Annotated in this window: 13 protein-coding genes; 7 read left to right on the forward strand and 6 right to left on the reverse strand. The window is 64.5% G+C overall.

Annotated elements, in window-relative coordinates; all coding sequences use genetic code 11:
* The first annotated feature begins 16 nt into the window (after nucleotides 1-16).
* Nucleotides 17-985 carry a LysR family transcriptional regulator gene (locus tag RT131_RS06420; protein WP_313171279.1) on the forward strand — a complete coding sequence of 323 codons (969 nt, stop codon included), beginning with the start codon at nucleotides 17-19 and terminating at the stop codon, nucleotides 983-985.
* 202 nt (nucleotides 986-1,187) lie between these two features.
* The gene (locus tag RT131_RS06425) at nucleotides 1,188-2,096 is read left to right on the forward strand and encodes a LysR substrate-binding domain-containing protein (RefSeq protein WP_313171281.1); all 909 of its coding nucleotides are present in this window, start codon (nucleotides 1,188-1,190) and stop codon (nucleotides 2,094-2,096) included.
* 215 nt (nucleotides 2,097-2,311) lie between these two features.
* Here the strand turns inward: RT131_RS06425 and RT131_RS06430 are convergent, their stop codons facing one another.
* From RT131_RS06430 to lepB, 6 genes are all read right to left on the reverse strand, one after another.
* Complete coding sequence (locus RT131_RS06430) at nucleotides 2,312-3,598, reverse strand: MFS transporter (protein WP_313171283.1); 1,287 nt, start codon at nucleotides 3,596-3,598, stop codon at nucleotides 2,312-2,314.
* A gap of 363 nt (nucleotides 3,599-3,961) precedes the next feature.
* Complete coding sequence (gene dld, locus RT131_RS06435; protein ID WP_313171284.1) at nucleotides 3,962-5,659, reverse strand: D-lactate dehydrogenase; 1,698 nt, start codon at nucleotides 5,657-5,659, stop codon at nucleotides 3,962-3,964.
* A complete protein-coding gene (gene lldD / locus RT131_RS06440; RefSeq protein WP_313171286.1) occupies nucleotides 5,656-6,795 on the reverse strand; it encodes an FMN-dependent L-lactate dehydrogenase LldD in 1,140 nt (379 codons plus the stop codon). The genes dld and lldD overlap by 4 nt, the downstream gene beginning before the upstream one ends.
* 3 nt (nucleotides 6,796-6,798) lie before the next feature.
* Nucleotides 6,799-7,563, reverse strand: coding sequence for a transcriptional regulator LldR (gene lldR / locus RT131_RS06445; RefSeq protein ID WP_313171288.1), 765 nt, complete (start codon nucleotides 7,561-7,563; stop codon nucleotides 6,799-6,801).
* A gap of 54 nt (nucleotides 7,564-7,617) precedes the next feature.
* Complete coding sequence (lldP, locus tag RT131_RS06450; protein ID WP_313171290.1) at nucleotides 7,618-9,276, reverse strand: L-lactate permease; 1,659 nt, start codon at nucleotides 9,274-9,276, stop codon at nucleotides 7,618-7,620.
* Nucleotides 9,277-9,644: 368 nt separating this feature from the next.
* Nucleotides 9,645-10,265, reverse strand: coding sequence for a signal peptidase I (gene lepB, locus RT131_RS06455; RefSeq protein ID WP_313171292.1), 621 nt, complete (start codon nucleotides 10,263-10,265; stop codon nucleotides 9,645-9,647).
* A 194-nt stretch (nucleotides 10,266-10,459) separates the two neighbouring features.
* Between lepB and RT131_RS06460 the strand changes: the two genes are divergently transcribed.
* The 5 genes from RT131_RS06460 (at nucleotide 10,460) to RT131_RS06480 (ending at nucleotide 12,709) form a co-directional block, all read left to right on the forward strand.
* On the forward strand, nucleotides 10,460-10,873 hold the full coding sequence (locus RT131_RS06460) for a hypothetical protein (protein ID WP_313171294.1): 414 nt from the start codon (nucleotides 10,460-10,462) through the stop codon (nucleotides 10,871-10,873).
* A 3-nt stretch (nucleotides 10,874-10,876) separates the two neighbouring features.
* Nucleotides 10,877-11,326, forward strand: a complete 450-nt coding sequence (locus RT131_RS06465; RefSeq protein ID WP_313171296.1) for a 3-dehydroquinate dehydratase — start codon at nucleotides 10,877-10,879, stop codon at nucleotides 11,324-11,326.
* Between the two features lies 1 nt (nucleotide 11,327).
* Nucleotides 11,328-11,534: a hypothetical protein gene (locus RT131_RS06470; RefSeq protein WP_313171298.1), complete on the forward strand. Its 207-nt coding sequence runs from the start codon at nucleotides 11,328-11,330 to the stop codon at nucleotides 11,532-11,534.
* Between the two features lie 205 nt (nucleotides 11,535-11,739).
* Nucleotides 11,740-12,165, forward strand: a complete 426-nt coding sequence (locus tag RT131_RS06475) for a hypothetical protein (protein WP_313171300.1) — start codon at nucleotides 11,740-11,742, stop codon at nucleotides 12,163-12,165.
* A gap of 106 nt (nucleotides 12,166-12,271) precedes the next feature.
* On the forward strand, nucleotides 12,272-12,709 hold the full coding sequence (locus tag RT131_RS06480) for a hypothetical protein (protein ID WP_313171302.1): 438 nt from the start codon (nucleotides 12,272-12,274) through the stop codon (nucleotides 12,707-12,709).
* Nucleotides 12,710-13,106 lie beyond the last annotated feature (397 nt).

Raw genomic sequence — 13,106 nt, forward strand, 5'->3', positions numbered from 1 at the left:
TAATACTGACATCGCCATGCCCACCAAGACGCCCGTAACCCCGCGTTTTTCCTACAAGTCTGATCGGCTCAAGCCGCTGCGGGCGTTCCTGCAGACGGTGCGCCTGGGCTCGGTTTCACGTGCCTCGGAAGCGCTTTTTGTCAGCCAGCCGGCGGTGAGCCTGCAGCTGCAGGCGCTGGAACGGGAGCTGGGGGTGGTGCTGTTCGAGCGCAGCGGGCGCCGGCTGGTGCCTACCCGCGAGGGTCAGCTGCTGTACGACATGGCCCAGCCGCTGGTCGAAAGCCTGGACGGGCTGCTGCCGCGGTTCCGCGAGAAGGTCAGCGGGCTGGATGCCGGCGAGCTCAATATCGCCGCAAATTCGTCGACCATCCTGTATCTCCTGCCCAAGATCGTCGAAAACTTCCGCCAACAGCACCCGGATGTGCGCCTGACCCTGCATAACGCGATCAGCGCCGACGGCACCGACCTGCTGCGCAGCGACGCCGCCGATCTGGCCATCGGCTCGATGATGGATGTGCCGGCCGACCTCAGCTACGCGCCGGTCTATCGCTTCGAGCAGGTCCTGATCACGCCGCCCGACCACCCGCTGGCGAAGAAAAAGAACCTGACGCTGGAAGACCTGTCGCCGTGGCCGCTGATCCTGCCGCCGCGCCGGCAGATCACCTGGCGGCTGGTTGACCTTGTGTTCCAGCAGCACCGCGTGCCGTATACGGTGGCGCTGGAAGTGGGCGGCTGGGAGGTGATCAAGCAGTACGTGGCAATGGGCATGGGCATCAGCATCGTCACTGCCCTGTGCCTGAACGACAGCGACCGCGACAAGCTGGCGACGCGGGCGATGAGCGATTACTTCCCCTCGCGCAGCTATGGCGTGGTGGTGCGCCGCGGCAAGGTGTTGTCGCCGCAGGCCCGCGCGTTTGTGGAGCTGATCCAGCCGGACCTGTTTGCGCCGCGGCAGTACGACGATACCGGGCATTCGGAGCGTTAGGTTTTTTGGTTTTGCCCTTGAGCCGTCATTCCCGCACAGGCGGGGCTTTCAACCAACGTATGTTGGGTCATCGCTCCCGCTTCTGCCCGGCTCTGGCCTTTGCCCTGGCCCCCCTCACACCCCGCATGGAGCGATCCCCACCTACGCGGGGACGACGAACTGATGGTTGGTCGGTAAGGCCTTCGCAGCCTAGACTGCCGCGATGTCCCTGGAACTCCGCCACCTGCGCTATTTCCTGGCCGTCGCCGACACCCTGCACTTCGGCCGTGCCGCCGAGCGCCTGGGCATGTCGCAACCGCCGCTCAGCCAGCAGATCCGGCAACTGGAAACCCTGCTCGGCGCGCAGTTGTTCGTACGCAGTCACCGCCGCGTGCAGCTCACGCCCGCTGGCGAGGTGTTGCTGGACCAGGCGCGCGACATCCTGCAGCGCGTGGACAAGGCGGTGGACACGGTACAGCGTGCGCAACGTGGCGAGAGCGGCGAACTGCGTATCGGCCTGACCCGCGCCACACCGCTGTCGCCGCAGATACCGCGCGCGATCTTCAGCTACCGCCAGCAGCACCCGCAGGTGCAGATGCAGCTGCGCGAGATGAACAGCCTGCGCCAGATCGAGGCCCTGCTTGCCGACGAACTGGACGTAGGCATCATCCGCAAGCGCGTGCTGCCGGACGAACTGGTGGCACAGCATCTGTTTGATGACCCACTGGCGCTGGTGGTACATGCCAGCCACCCGGCGCTGCGTGGCAAGGACCCCGCGAGCGCGCGCCTGTCGCTGAAGCAATTCGCACTCGACCCGTTTGTCGGCTTCTCACGCGACTCGGGTGCAGGCATCCACGACCATGTGATCACCCTGTGCCGCAATGCCGGCTTCAGCCCGCGCATCGTGCAGGAAGCCGGCGAGTCATCGACCTTGATCAGTCTGGTCGCGGCCGGGCTGGGCGTCTGCGTGCTGCCCGCCTCCTGCAGCCACATCCAGGTGGAGGGCGCGTGCTTTGTCGCACTGGCAGACCGTGGCGCGGCGTCGGAGATCCAGCTGGCGCGGCGGCGTGAAGCGGTGACGCCGTTGTTGCGGCAATTCATTGCGTTGTTGCGGCAGGGGGTAGCTGGGTAACTGGCAGGGTGGAAGTAGAGGCAAGAACAAAGGCCAAAGCCAAAGCCAAAGCACCCCTCCCCAACCCTCCCCTGCGCTATGCGCAAGGGAGGGGGCAAAGCTCAGCCCCCTCCCTTTGCCGCAGGCAAGGGGAGGGTTGGGGAGGGGTGCTGTTAGCTGTTAGCTGTTAGCTGTTAGCTGCTAGCTGCTAGCCGTTAGCCGTTAGCCGCCAATCCTCACCGAACCAGCAACAACCCCGTCGCATCCTCCAGCCGCCGCCACAACCGCCAAGCCGCACCCACACCAGCCAACGTCAGCACCAAACAGAAACCACACACCCCCGCCCAGCCCCAGTGCGTATAGAACACGCCACCCAGCGCACCCACCACGCTTGAGCCCAGGTAGTACGAAAACAGATACAAGGCCGACGCTTCCGCACGCAGTGCACCAGCACGCACACCCACCCAGCTGCTGGCCACCGAATGGCCGCCGAAGAACCCAAACGTCGCCAGCGCGATACCCATGGCCATCGCCGGCAACCACGGCATCGCCAGCAACACGATGCCCGCCAGTACCAGGCCGAATGACAAGGCCAGCACCGGTCCTCGTCCCAAGCGATTGGCAAGCTGCCCCATCCACGCCGAACTGACGCTACCGACCAGATACACGGTGAAGATCAATCCGACCACGGTCTGGCTCAAGCCATAAGGCGGCGCCAGCAGGTGGTAACCCAGATAGTTGTAGAGCGTCACGAACACGCCCAGCAGCAGGAAGCCGCAGGCAAACAACCAGGGCAGCGCGGCATCGCGGAACAAGCCTGCGAAACGTGCCGGCAGTTGCGCCGGCTCGGCACGCTTGGCACGGAAATGGCGCGATGCCGGCAGCTGTGTCCACAGCGCCACGCTCGCCAACAACGCGATCACGCCGACGGCTGCAATACCGGCGCGCCAGCCCGAGTGGTCGGCCACCACACCGGCGATCAAGCGCCCGCTCATGCCACCCACCGCGTTGCCGCCGATGTACAGGCCCATCGCCAGGCCCAATGCGCGGCTGTCCATTTCCTCGACCAGCCAGGTCATCGCCACCGCAGGCACGCCGCTCAGGCTCAGGCCGAGCAAGGTGCGCAGCAGCAGTATGGTGTTCCAGTCATCGGTCAGAGCGGTGGCGAGCGTGAGCAAGGCAGAAGTGAGCAGCGAAACGACCATCACCGGGCGCCTGCCGATGCGGTCGGAAACCATGCCCGCCACCAGCATCGCAACGGCCAACACGCCGGTGCTTGCCGACAAGGCCAGGGCGCTGTTGCCGGCGCTGATGCCGAAGTGGCTGCTGAAGCCCGGCAGCAGCGGCTGCACGCAGTACAGCACACCAAAGGTGGCAAAGCCGGCCATGAACAAGGCCAGCACCGCACGCCGAAACTCGGGCGTGCCCTGGCGGATGTGCGGGAGTTCAGCTGCCGTGTTCGGCGGGGTGATCGGGGCCAGCGATTGGTTGCAGGCTGGCGTTTTGCCGGGTTCGCGTTGCATTGCTTCCTGGCCTGTAACGGCAGGCCGGTTTATTGGAGATGCGGCAAGCTTGAACCTGCGGATCGAGTCGATCCATAACCTGCTGTGTACGGATTAATACTTAAAACGTATTAATTCAGCATCTGCAGTGCCGCAGTGCTTTGAACAAGCATCGAAGCACATCCCTTCTCCCGCCTGCGGGAGAAGGTGCCCCGCAGGGGCGGATGAGGGGGCTTTGGGCTTTGGGCTTTGGGCTTTGGGCTTTGGGCTTTGGGCTTTAGCTATTGATCATGACTCTCAAGCTAGAAGCTTCCCCTCACCCCAACCCCTCTCCCGCAAGCGGGAGAGGGGCTTTAGCAAAAGCAATGGCAGGCGCTGCGCTCCTCAGCAACCACAGCCCTTCCAACCCGGCTGCTTGCTGGTCTGGCCGATGCCCGGGTTGAAGGTATTGCTCGGGTCCAGCTGCTGGTAGAACTGCGCCAGCGCCGGCTTGGCCGGATACAGGTGGCCGACATTGTGCTCGGCCGGGTACTCGGCGCCGCGCTCATCCAGCAGCTTCCACATCGCATGCTCGATCGCCATCGGGTCTTCGCCCTTGCGGGCGATGTAGTCCTGGTGGAATACATGGCACAGGAAGTGGCCGTAATAGAGTTTGTGCAGCAAGCGCGCATCCAACTCGGCCGGCAGCTGCTCGAACCAATCGCGGTCGTCACGGCGCAAGGCGATATCCAACGCGACGATGTCCTGCACCTGCGCACGATGCACTTCGCGGTAACGCACCGCCGCGCCAGCCACTGCGAACCGGTGCAGGAAGGCCTTGCGCCCTTCGTCCGGCGTGCAGTGGAAGTAGCCGCCTTCATGCCCGGCGAAGAAGCCGCGCAACCACTGCTCGGTCGCCGCCGCATCCTGTGCGGAAACCTTGACCAGCAAGTGGTGCTCATAGCGCTGGCGGAACTCGCCCATGCGCTTGGGAAGATGCGATGGCAACAGTCCGGTCAGCAGCTGCAGCGCGTGATCGGTGACTCCGCGCAGCCCCAAACGTTCGAACCAACCATCGACCCGGCTTTTCAACGCGAATGCCGCCGGTACCCGCGCGGTGCCGAGCTTGTCGATCAGCAGGAAGGTGTCCTTGCCGTAGCGCTCGCCAATGTCATAGGCGACGCGGTGGATGTACTCGCCGGAGATCGGCAGGCGCTCGAAGCCGGTCAGCAGCTGGCGGCGAATCGCGGTGAGGCTTTCGGTGCTGTTGCTGCCGATATAGAACACCTCGGCCGCTTCCTTGGCGAAGGTATCCAGGCGCACCGCGAATACAGCTAGCTTGCCAGCCGAACCCGCGGCTTCGTAATGACGGCTGGGGTCGGCGTTGAAGCGCGCCGGCGTTGTCGCATCCACTTGCCGCACCTGCTCGGCATAGCGGGGATCGGAGCCGGCGCGGTCACCATCGTTGCGCACATCGCCAGGCTGGTAATCGCCAGCCTGCAAGCGCTGCAGAATTTCCTCCGGGCTGTCGCCCAGCGCGATACCCAGGTGATTGACCAACTGCAACTGGCCGGCCCCATCCACCTGCGCATACAGCGCCATCTCGGTATAGGCCGGACCGCGCCGCACCAGCGAGCCACCGGAGTTGTTGCAGACACCGCCCAGCACCGAGGCGCCGATGCACGAAGAACCAATCACCGAATGCGGCTCGCGCCCAAGCGGTGCCAGCGTCTGTTCGAGTCGGTCCAAGGTTGCGCCGGGCAGGCACAGCACCTGCCGCCCTTCATCGAGCAACTGCACGCCGGTCAGGCGCAGCGTACTGATCAGCACGATCGGCCGCCCGTAGTCATTGCCGTCCGGCGTCGAGCCCCCGGTCAAGCCGGTATTGGCCGCCTGCAGGATGATCGCCGCCCCGCCCTGCACGGCTGCCTGCAGAGCGCGCCACATCTCCAGCAAGGTCCCTGGGCGCACCACGGCCAGCACAGCACCGTCACCGAAGCGGTAACCCTTGCGGAAGCGACGTGTTGCCTTGTCGCCAGTCAGCACATGGGCGTCACCAACGGCGCTGCGCAGCTGTGCCAACAGTGCTTCGTTCGCACTCATGCCAGGTTGACCAGCGAATCGCGGCCGATGTCGGCAATGCGACGTGCGCCGGTCAGCGTCATCGCCACACGCATTTCCTTGGCGATCAGGTCCAGCAGGTTGGCCACGCCGGTCTCGCCCTGCGCAGCAAGTGCGTAGACGAAGGCACGACCGAGCAGCACGCTGTCAGCACCGAGTGCGAGCATGCGCACCACATCCAGACCGGTGCGGATACCGGAGTCGGCAAGAATCTTCAGATCGCCCTGCACCGCGTCTGCAATCGCCGGCAAGGCGCGTGCGGTGGACAACACGCCATCGAGCTGGCGACCGCCATGATTGGACACCACGATGCCATCGGCGCCAAAGCGCACTGCATCGCGCGCATCATCCGGATCGAGGATGCCCTTGATCACCATCGGCCCCTTCCAGAATTCGCGAATCCACTCCAGGTCCTTCCACGAAATCGACGGGTCGAAGTTGTTGCCCAGCCAACCGATGTAATCCTCCAGCCCGGTCGGGCTGCCGCGATAGGCGGAGATGTTGCCAAGATCATGCGGACGGCCGAACAGGCCTACGTCCCAGGCCCAGCGTGGATGCGTCATCGCCTGGCCGATGCGGCGGATGCCGGCATTCGGGCCACTCATGCCCGAATGGGCGTCGCGGTAGCGCGCGCCCGGCACCGGCATGTCGACGGTGAACACCAGCGTGGTGACGCCGGCAGCCTGCGCGCGCTCCAGCGCGTTGCGCATGAAGCCGCGGTCGCGCAATACATACAGCTGGAACCACATCGGTCGTTTGATCGCCGGCGCCACCTCTTCGATCGGGCATACCGACACCGTCGACAACGTGAACGGAATGCCGCGGCTGTCCGCGGCACGCGCCGCCTGCACTTCACCGCGACGTGCATACATGCCGGTCAGGCCGACCGGTGCCAGCGCAACCGGCATTGCCAGCTTCTCGCCGAACAGCTCGGTTTCCAGGCTGAGCTCGGACATGTCGCGCAGGATGCGCTGGCGCAGCGCGATGTCGGACAGGTCGGAAACATTGCGTTTGAGCGTGTGTTCGGCATACGCGCCGCCATCGATGTAGTGGAACAGGAACGGCGGCAGACGACGCTGCGCGGCCGCACGGTAATCGGTGGAGGCGGAGATGATCATGGGTCAACCGTGGGGGGAAGGAAGCCGCGAAGCGCGGGCACGCCGCGCCTCGTCTTCATCGAGCGTGCGCAGGGTCGTGTGCACGAACTCAAGATGGGTATGCGCTGCGGCACGCGCACGCTCTGGATCGCCGGCCAATACCGCATCCATCATTTCGCGGTGCTGGTCGGACAAGGGGGAAAACGTCGTCGATGCGGTGTAAAGCTTTTCGCGGCTCTGCGAGATGTTGGTCTGCAGCAGCTCGAACAGGCCACGCATCACCTGCAACAGCACCAGATTGTGCGAGGCCTCGGCGATGGACAGGTGGAAGGCGGCATCGGCGCGCGCTTCGCCGCCCGGATCGTCCTTGCCATGCGCGTCCATCATGGTCTGGAAGGCCTGCGCGATGCGTGCGCGGTCCTCATCGGTAGCCCGTAGCGCCGCATGCCAGGCGGTGGCGCCTTCCAGCGCGTGGCGGATCTCCAGCACGTCGAAACGGTACTCCGGATCGCCCTGGAACAACGGCAGGTAAGGCACCAGCGGCTCATCCAACGCCTGCCGCGCACGTGCTGCCGGCTCGGCCACATAGGTGCCACCGCCAACCCGCGCCACCAGCAGGCCCTGGCTGCCAAGCTGGGCAATCGCCTCGCGCAGCGCCGTGCGCGAGACCCCGAGCTGCACCGCCAGTGCGCGCTCGGAAGGCAGCCGGTCACCCGGCTGCAGTTGTTGTTCGTCCACCAGCACGCGCAGCTGCGCGGCCACCTTGTCGGAAATACGCTGCGTACTCATGCCGACATTGTGGCCCGAAGCTGCCCGGCGTTGGCGGATGCGCGCGGCCATGGCTCAGGGAATCATCCAGGTCAGCCAATAGGCCTGCGCGGTAGTGATCAGACCGACCATTACCGTGAAGATCAGGCTGTGCTTGACGGTGAAGCGGAACAGGTCCGATTCCTTGCCGGCCAGGCCCACCGCCGCACAGGCAATGGCGATGGACTGCGGCGAGATCATCTTGCCGGTGACGCCGCCGGTGGTATTGGCCGCAACCAGCAACACCTCGGACACACCGATCTGCTGCGCGGTAGTCGCCTGCAAGGCCGAGAACAAGGCATTGGACGAAGTATCCGAGCCGGTCAGGAACACGCCCAACCAGCCCAGGAACGGCGAGAAGAACGTGAATGCCTTGCCGGTATGCGCAAGCGCCAAGGCCAACGTTGCCGACAAGCCGGAGTAGTTGGCGATGAAGGCGAAGGCCAGCACCATGCCGATGGAATAGATCGGCATCTTCAGTTCATTGACGGTCTCAGCGAAGGTGCGCACCGCCGCACGTACCGGCATGCGCAGGTAGAGGATGGCGATCACCGCCGCCAGCATGATCGCGGTGCCGGTGGCCGAGATGGCATCAAACTTGTACACGGCCTCGTAGGCGGTGGGCGCGTTGACGATCGGCGGCATCTTCTGCACCAGCTGGTCCAGGCCCGGTACCGGCAGCTTCAACACCCAGCTTTCCAGCGGGCCACCGGCGGCGAACAAGGCCTTGAACGGCTTGATGCTCCACAGCGTCACCATCGCGGTGAGGATCAGGAATGGCGACCACGCCTTGGCGATCTGGCCGGCGCTGTAACGCGGTGCAGCCGATGCCTGCGCGGCCGCCTCGGCGCTGGCGTCGGTCTCGAAGCGGAAGATGCGCTTGGGCTGCCAACGGCGCAGGAACAGCGTCAGGCACACCAGCGATGCCAGCGAGGCGGTGATGTCCGGCAGCTCCGGACCGATGAAGTTGGAGGTCAGGTACTGCGCGATGGCGAAGGAGCCACCGGCAACCAGCACCGCCGGCCAGGTTTCCTTGATGCCGCGCCAGCCATCCATGATGGCCATGATCCAGAACAGCACGATGATGGTCAGGAACGGCAGCTGGCGGCCGGCCATCTGCCCGATCTCGAACGCATCCAGGCCGGTGACCTGACCGGCGACGACGATCGGAATGCCCATCGCGCCGAAGGCCACCGGCGCAGTGTTGACGATCAGGCACAGGCCAGCGGCAAACAGCGGCTTGAAGCCCAGCCCGACCAACAATGCAGCGGTGATCGCCACCGGTGCGCCAAATCCTGCGGCACCTTCGAGGAAGGCGCCGAAGGCGAAGCCGACCATCAGCATCTGCAGGCGCTGGTCTTCGGTCACCGACAGGATCGACGCGCGGATGATCGCGAACTGCCCGGTCTTGACCGATACCTTGTACAGGAACACTGCGCCGATGATGATCCAGGCAATCGGCCACAGCCCGTACAGGAAGCCGAACCCGGCTGCACCCAAAGCCTGCGAAACGGGCATGCGATAGAACAGCAGCGCCACTGCCAGCGCGATGGCGACGGTGATGGTGCCGGCCAGCCAGCCCTTCATGCGCAGCACCGCCAGCGCAACGAAGAAGAAAGCGATCGGCAACAGCGCGATCAGGCTGGACAGCCAGAGGTTGCCAGCGGGGTCGTACAGTTGTTCCCAGGGCTGCATGCAGATTCTCGTCAAAGGCGAAAGGCGGCCCACCCGCAGGTGGCGTGGCGGTGGTCGCGAATATTGGTATTACCAATATTCAATCATTCCGACCAACGAACCGCGATTGAATCGCCGTTGCCGCGAAGATCCTATTAGACCATAGGGTTAGTGAAGGTAATTGGTATTACCAATCAAGCATGGATCTTGTGGGAGCGGCGTCAGCCGCGAAGCCACTGGTGCCGGCGAACCGCATGGATGCGATGGCAAACAGATAAGGGCTGGATTGATGTCAGCTTCGCGGCTGACGCCGCTCCCACAAAAAAAACAAAAGCGAAGGCAAAAAAAACGGCACGTCTCCGTGCCGGTTTCTTCTTCGCTGTCGCCAGTTACAACCGCTGCCACTCCGGCCCATCACCGCGCCGCCAATACACCGCCACCGCCTTGCCGTAGACCGTATCGGCATCCACCAGACCGAAGAAGCGGCCATCAAAACTGTTGCCGCGATGATCCCCCACCACCAGCAACTTGCCGGCCGGAATGGTGATGCCGTTGATATCCGGACCACCGCCATCCTCCAGATCCAGCTGCACCTGCTTGTTGCCGAACAACTCCTGCGCCACGTCCTGACGCAGCGGCTGCTCGTTGATGGACAGATAGCCGTCGTGCAGCTGCACGCGGTCTCCAGCCACCGCAACCACGCGCTTGATCAGGCGCGTGCCATCGGCTGGCGAATCGAACACCGCCACGTCACCGCGCTGCGGTGACTGCCCCGCCCACAGCTGCACATCCGTGAAAGGAACGCGCAGGCCGTACGCACGCATATCCACCACCACCCGATCACCCGGCTGCAGCGTCGGCTGCATCGAGCCACTGGGTACCTGGTAGTGATTGGCCAGGCTGTCGCGGGCGGCAAACAGCAGCAGCAACATCACGCCCAAGGGCAAGGCTTCACGTCGCAGCCAGGCCAGCACGGGATGGGGCGATGCAAGGGACGCAGTCTCATTCATGGCTGATCACCAACTCCGGGGACGAAACGAGTTGACCACCAAGTCTGGCCGAAGTTCCCCAGGGTCACAGCGCCGGGACCGCACACTTTGCTACGCAGACTTTACGCCGTCGCGCCCAGCCGCCCTCGCGATTTGATGCCGCCGCGGCGCATCGTGGCACCACCGCGCCGCAAGGCGCTTGAACGTGGTGCTACATGAGCGTTTTACTGATCCGGCATACCCGCAACCCAACAGTGCCGGATGCATCCCTTCTACCCACACAGCTCGCTGGTCAGCCGCTGCAATGCCTGCATTGCGGCTCACTGCCTGCGTTGGCCCGGTGCCTGGATAATGCCCGACAGCAGGCACCAAGCTGGGTGCTGATCGAGAACACCGCCACCGACGAGGCGCAATGGGCGCTGCACGGCCGCAGCGTCTGCAGCGCACTGGATGCGTTGCCCTCGCCGTACATCGAAATCGCCCGCAGCGATGCAGATACGCTCGAAGCCCACCTGCATCCGCATCATGCCGCGACCGCATTGGTGGTCTGCAGTACCGGTACCGACGAGGCGCGACGCCTCTCACTGGCGATCACCACGCGCCTGCTCAGCAACGTGCAAGGTGCCTGAGCCATGGCCATCTTCATCGTACGTGGGCCGGACGCCAGTGGCGCCTTGCTGCAGGCGTGTACTCCGCTGCCCAGCCCGGTCATGAGCGCACTGGTGCGTCGCACACTCGATGTCGGCATCAGCGTTGCGCAGCGCAACTGCCGCTCCGAACAAGAGCTGCTGGACGCGCTGTGCGCAGCCGATCACAACCCGAGCGACGTGATCCTGTTGGCCCCTGCCGCCTGCGTGCACAGCGCCCGCCTGCAGCGCCTGCTACCTCGCCTGCGCAACGCCTATGTGGAGGTACACGACGACGCCAGCGACGCGCCGCAGTCCTGCCTTCCCGAGCATCTCGGCCAGCGCCTCGGCATCGCCCAAGGTTATTGCGCGCAGAGCTATGTGCTGGCGATGGAGCTTGCGCTGGAACACCTGTGCTGCAGCGACGTCGGCGACCGTGTGCACGTAGGCACCTGAGATGGATGCGCACCGTTACATCGTGGGTTATGAGGTCTACCTCGACGGCCAGCCGTTCTGGTGGGGCCATCTGGCCGTGCAGCTGCAGGAGGCGGATCCGATGCTGCTGCATCCACAGGCACTGTTGGATCATATCTGCGCGATGGCCGCCCAGCGCCACGATGTGCCGGCGGCGCAGGTGCGGTTGAAGATGATCAGTCGGTTGTAGCTGATAGCTCCTCTCCAACGGCTTCGCGACTCATGCCGATCCTGCACGAGGCTGGTGGATTGCCTGGAATGCTCCTTGCCGAGCATGGCTCGGCACTACCTGCAGACGTCGGCGCCGGGCATGGCGTGCTGATTCGCTATGATCGGCATACGCACCAACACACGCCCCCTGATGCGGCATGCGCTTCCCAAGGACGATCTCCAACATGAATAGTCTCTCCATGCTGCTGTGGCTTTCACTTGCCCTTGCCCCGACTGCGGCGGCGGATGCGGCCGATGAAGCGGCCACGCTGGCCATCGTCACTGCCGGCCATTGGCAGTCTGGGCAACAGCAAGGGGTCTATCGGGTGCGTCTGGAGAACGTCGGCTTCGAGCACGTGTCCTGCCGCGTCTGGATCGAATGGCTGGCGGCAGCTGCACCGGGGAAGCCACTCGCTTCGGTTGCCAAGGTGCCGTTGGCGGAAGCCTCCGACAGTTTCTGGTCATGCCCAGCGCGGAGCGGAACCGTGGTGCTGGACGATGGCACGCTGCAGCTCAAGCTGGTCCACGCCTATTCGCTGGAGCCGCGCGTATTCAACGTGACGCTTGGCGCGCCCGGAAGTTACCAACTTCACACCGACGCCCAGCCATAAGCGTGCTTTGCCGGCATTTCGGCAGCGAAGCTCTTGCTGGCGACGGAACAGCGCTGCAGAGACCTGCTGCGCACATACGCATTGATCATCGAAGGACCACATCATCGTGACGAACGGAATCAGCCACATTTTCGCGCCGACCACAGCCACCTCGCGTCTCGCCCTCCCCTGCCTGTTGGTGATGAGCACCGCGCTGCTGGGCGCCTGCGCGACGCGCCCCGGGCCGCTGGGCAGCTTGTCCAACATCGTGGTGACCGGCAATGGCGTCGACAATGAGCGCGATGCGCCCTTGTGCCAGGAGTTCAAACCCGAAGCGCCACAAGTGCGTGCGTTTTTCCGCAGCGCCGTGCTGATCACTCCACGCCAGGAACACGATTTCTTCCTGCACGGACCTTGCTACGTGCGTGGCACGCTTACCACCCGGTATGAGACCTGGCATTGGGAACTCCGCAATGGCGGCACTGCGCGGGTGACTTCCGCTGCGGGCGATGATTCTTTCCTGCTGGCCGATCCGCGCGAGGAATCGTCGCTTGGCGATGAGTGAGGCCTGCGCGGTTCCGTAGTGCCGAGTCATGCTCGGCAGCGGCCTTGCTGATAGTGCCCCTGCCGCGCATGGCTCGGCACTACCGCTTCTGCCCCCTCCCTTGCGCCGCAGGCGGAGGGGAGGGTTGGGGAGGGGTTGGCTCTTACAGCCTTTCAGGTGCCTCTGGCTTCGCGGCTTACGCCGCTTCTACAGGGCTGGTGGATGGCTTGGAAAGCCCCTGCCGAGCATGGCTCGGCACTACCGCTTCTGCCCCCTCCCTTTTGCGTAGCAAAGGGGAGAGTTGGGGAGGGGTTGGCTTTTGCGGCTTTTCAGGCGCCGCTGGCTTCGCGGCTTACGCCGCTCCTACAGGGCTGGTGGATGGCTTGGAAAGCCCCTGCCGAGCATGGCTCGGCACTAC

Origin of the sequence: Stenotrophomonas sp., assembly GCF_032066555.1 — a bacterium.
GTDB lineage: Bacteria > Pseudomonadota > Gammaproteobacteria > Xanthomonadales > Xanthomonadaceae > Stenotrophomonas.

Bases quoted from the DNA above. Each gene is read 5' to 3' on its own strand.
- RT131_RS06430 (WP_313171283.1), bottom strand. From the start codon at position 3,598: ATGCAACGCGAACCCGGCAAAACGCCAGCCTGCAACCAATCGCTGGCC.
- RT131_RS06470 (WP_313171298.1), top strand. From the start codon at position 11,328: ATGGATGCGCACCGTTACATCGTGGGTTATGAGGTCTACCTCGACGGC.
- RT131_RS06475 (WP_313171300.1), top strand. From the start codon at position 11,740: ATGAATAGTCTCTCCATGCTGCTGTGGCTTTCACTTGCCCTTGCCCCG.
- dld (WP_313171284.1), bottom strand. From the start codon at position 5,659: ATGAGTGCGAACGAAGCACTGTTGGCACAGCTGCGCAGCGCCGTTGGT.
- lldR (WP_313171288.1), bottom strand. From the start codon at position 7,563: ATGAGTACGCAGCGTATTTCCGACAAGGTGGCCGCGCAGCTGCGCGTG.
- RT131_RS06420 (WP_313171279.1), top strand. From the start codon at position 17: ATGCCCACCAAGACGCCCGTAACCCCGCGTTTTTCCTACAAGTCTGAT.
- lepB (WP_313171292.1), bottom strand. From the start codon at position 10,265: ATGAATGAGACTGCGTCCCTTGCATCGCCCCATCCCGTGCTGGCCTGG.
- RT131_RS06465 (WP_313171296.1), top strand. From the start codon at position 10,877: ATGGCCATCTTCATCGTACGTGGGCCGGACGCCAGTGGCGCCTTGCTG.
- lldP (WP_313171290.1), bottom strand. From the start codon at position 9,276: ATGCAGCCCTGGGAACAACTGTACGACCCCGCTGGCAACCTCTGGCTG.
- lldD (WP_313171286.1), bottom strand. From the start codon at position 6,795: ATGATCATCTCCGCCTCCACCGATTACCGTGCGGCCGCGCAGCGTCGT.
- RT131_RS06425 (WP_313171281.1), top strand. From the start codon at position 1,188: ATGTCCCTGGAACTCCGCCACCTGCGCTATTTCCTGGCCGTCGCCGAC.
- RT131_RS06460 (WP_313171294.1), top strand. From the start codon at position 10,460: ATGAGCGTTTTACTGATCCGGCATACCCGCAACCCAACAGTGCCGGAT.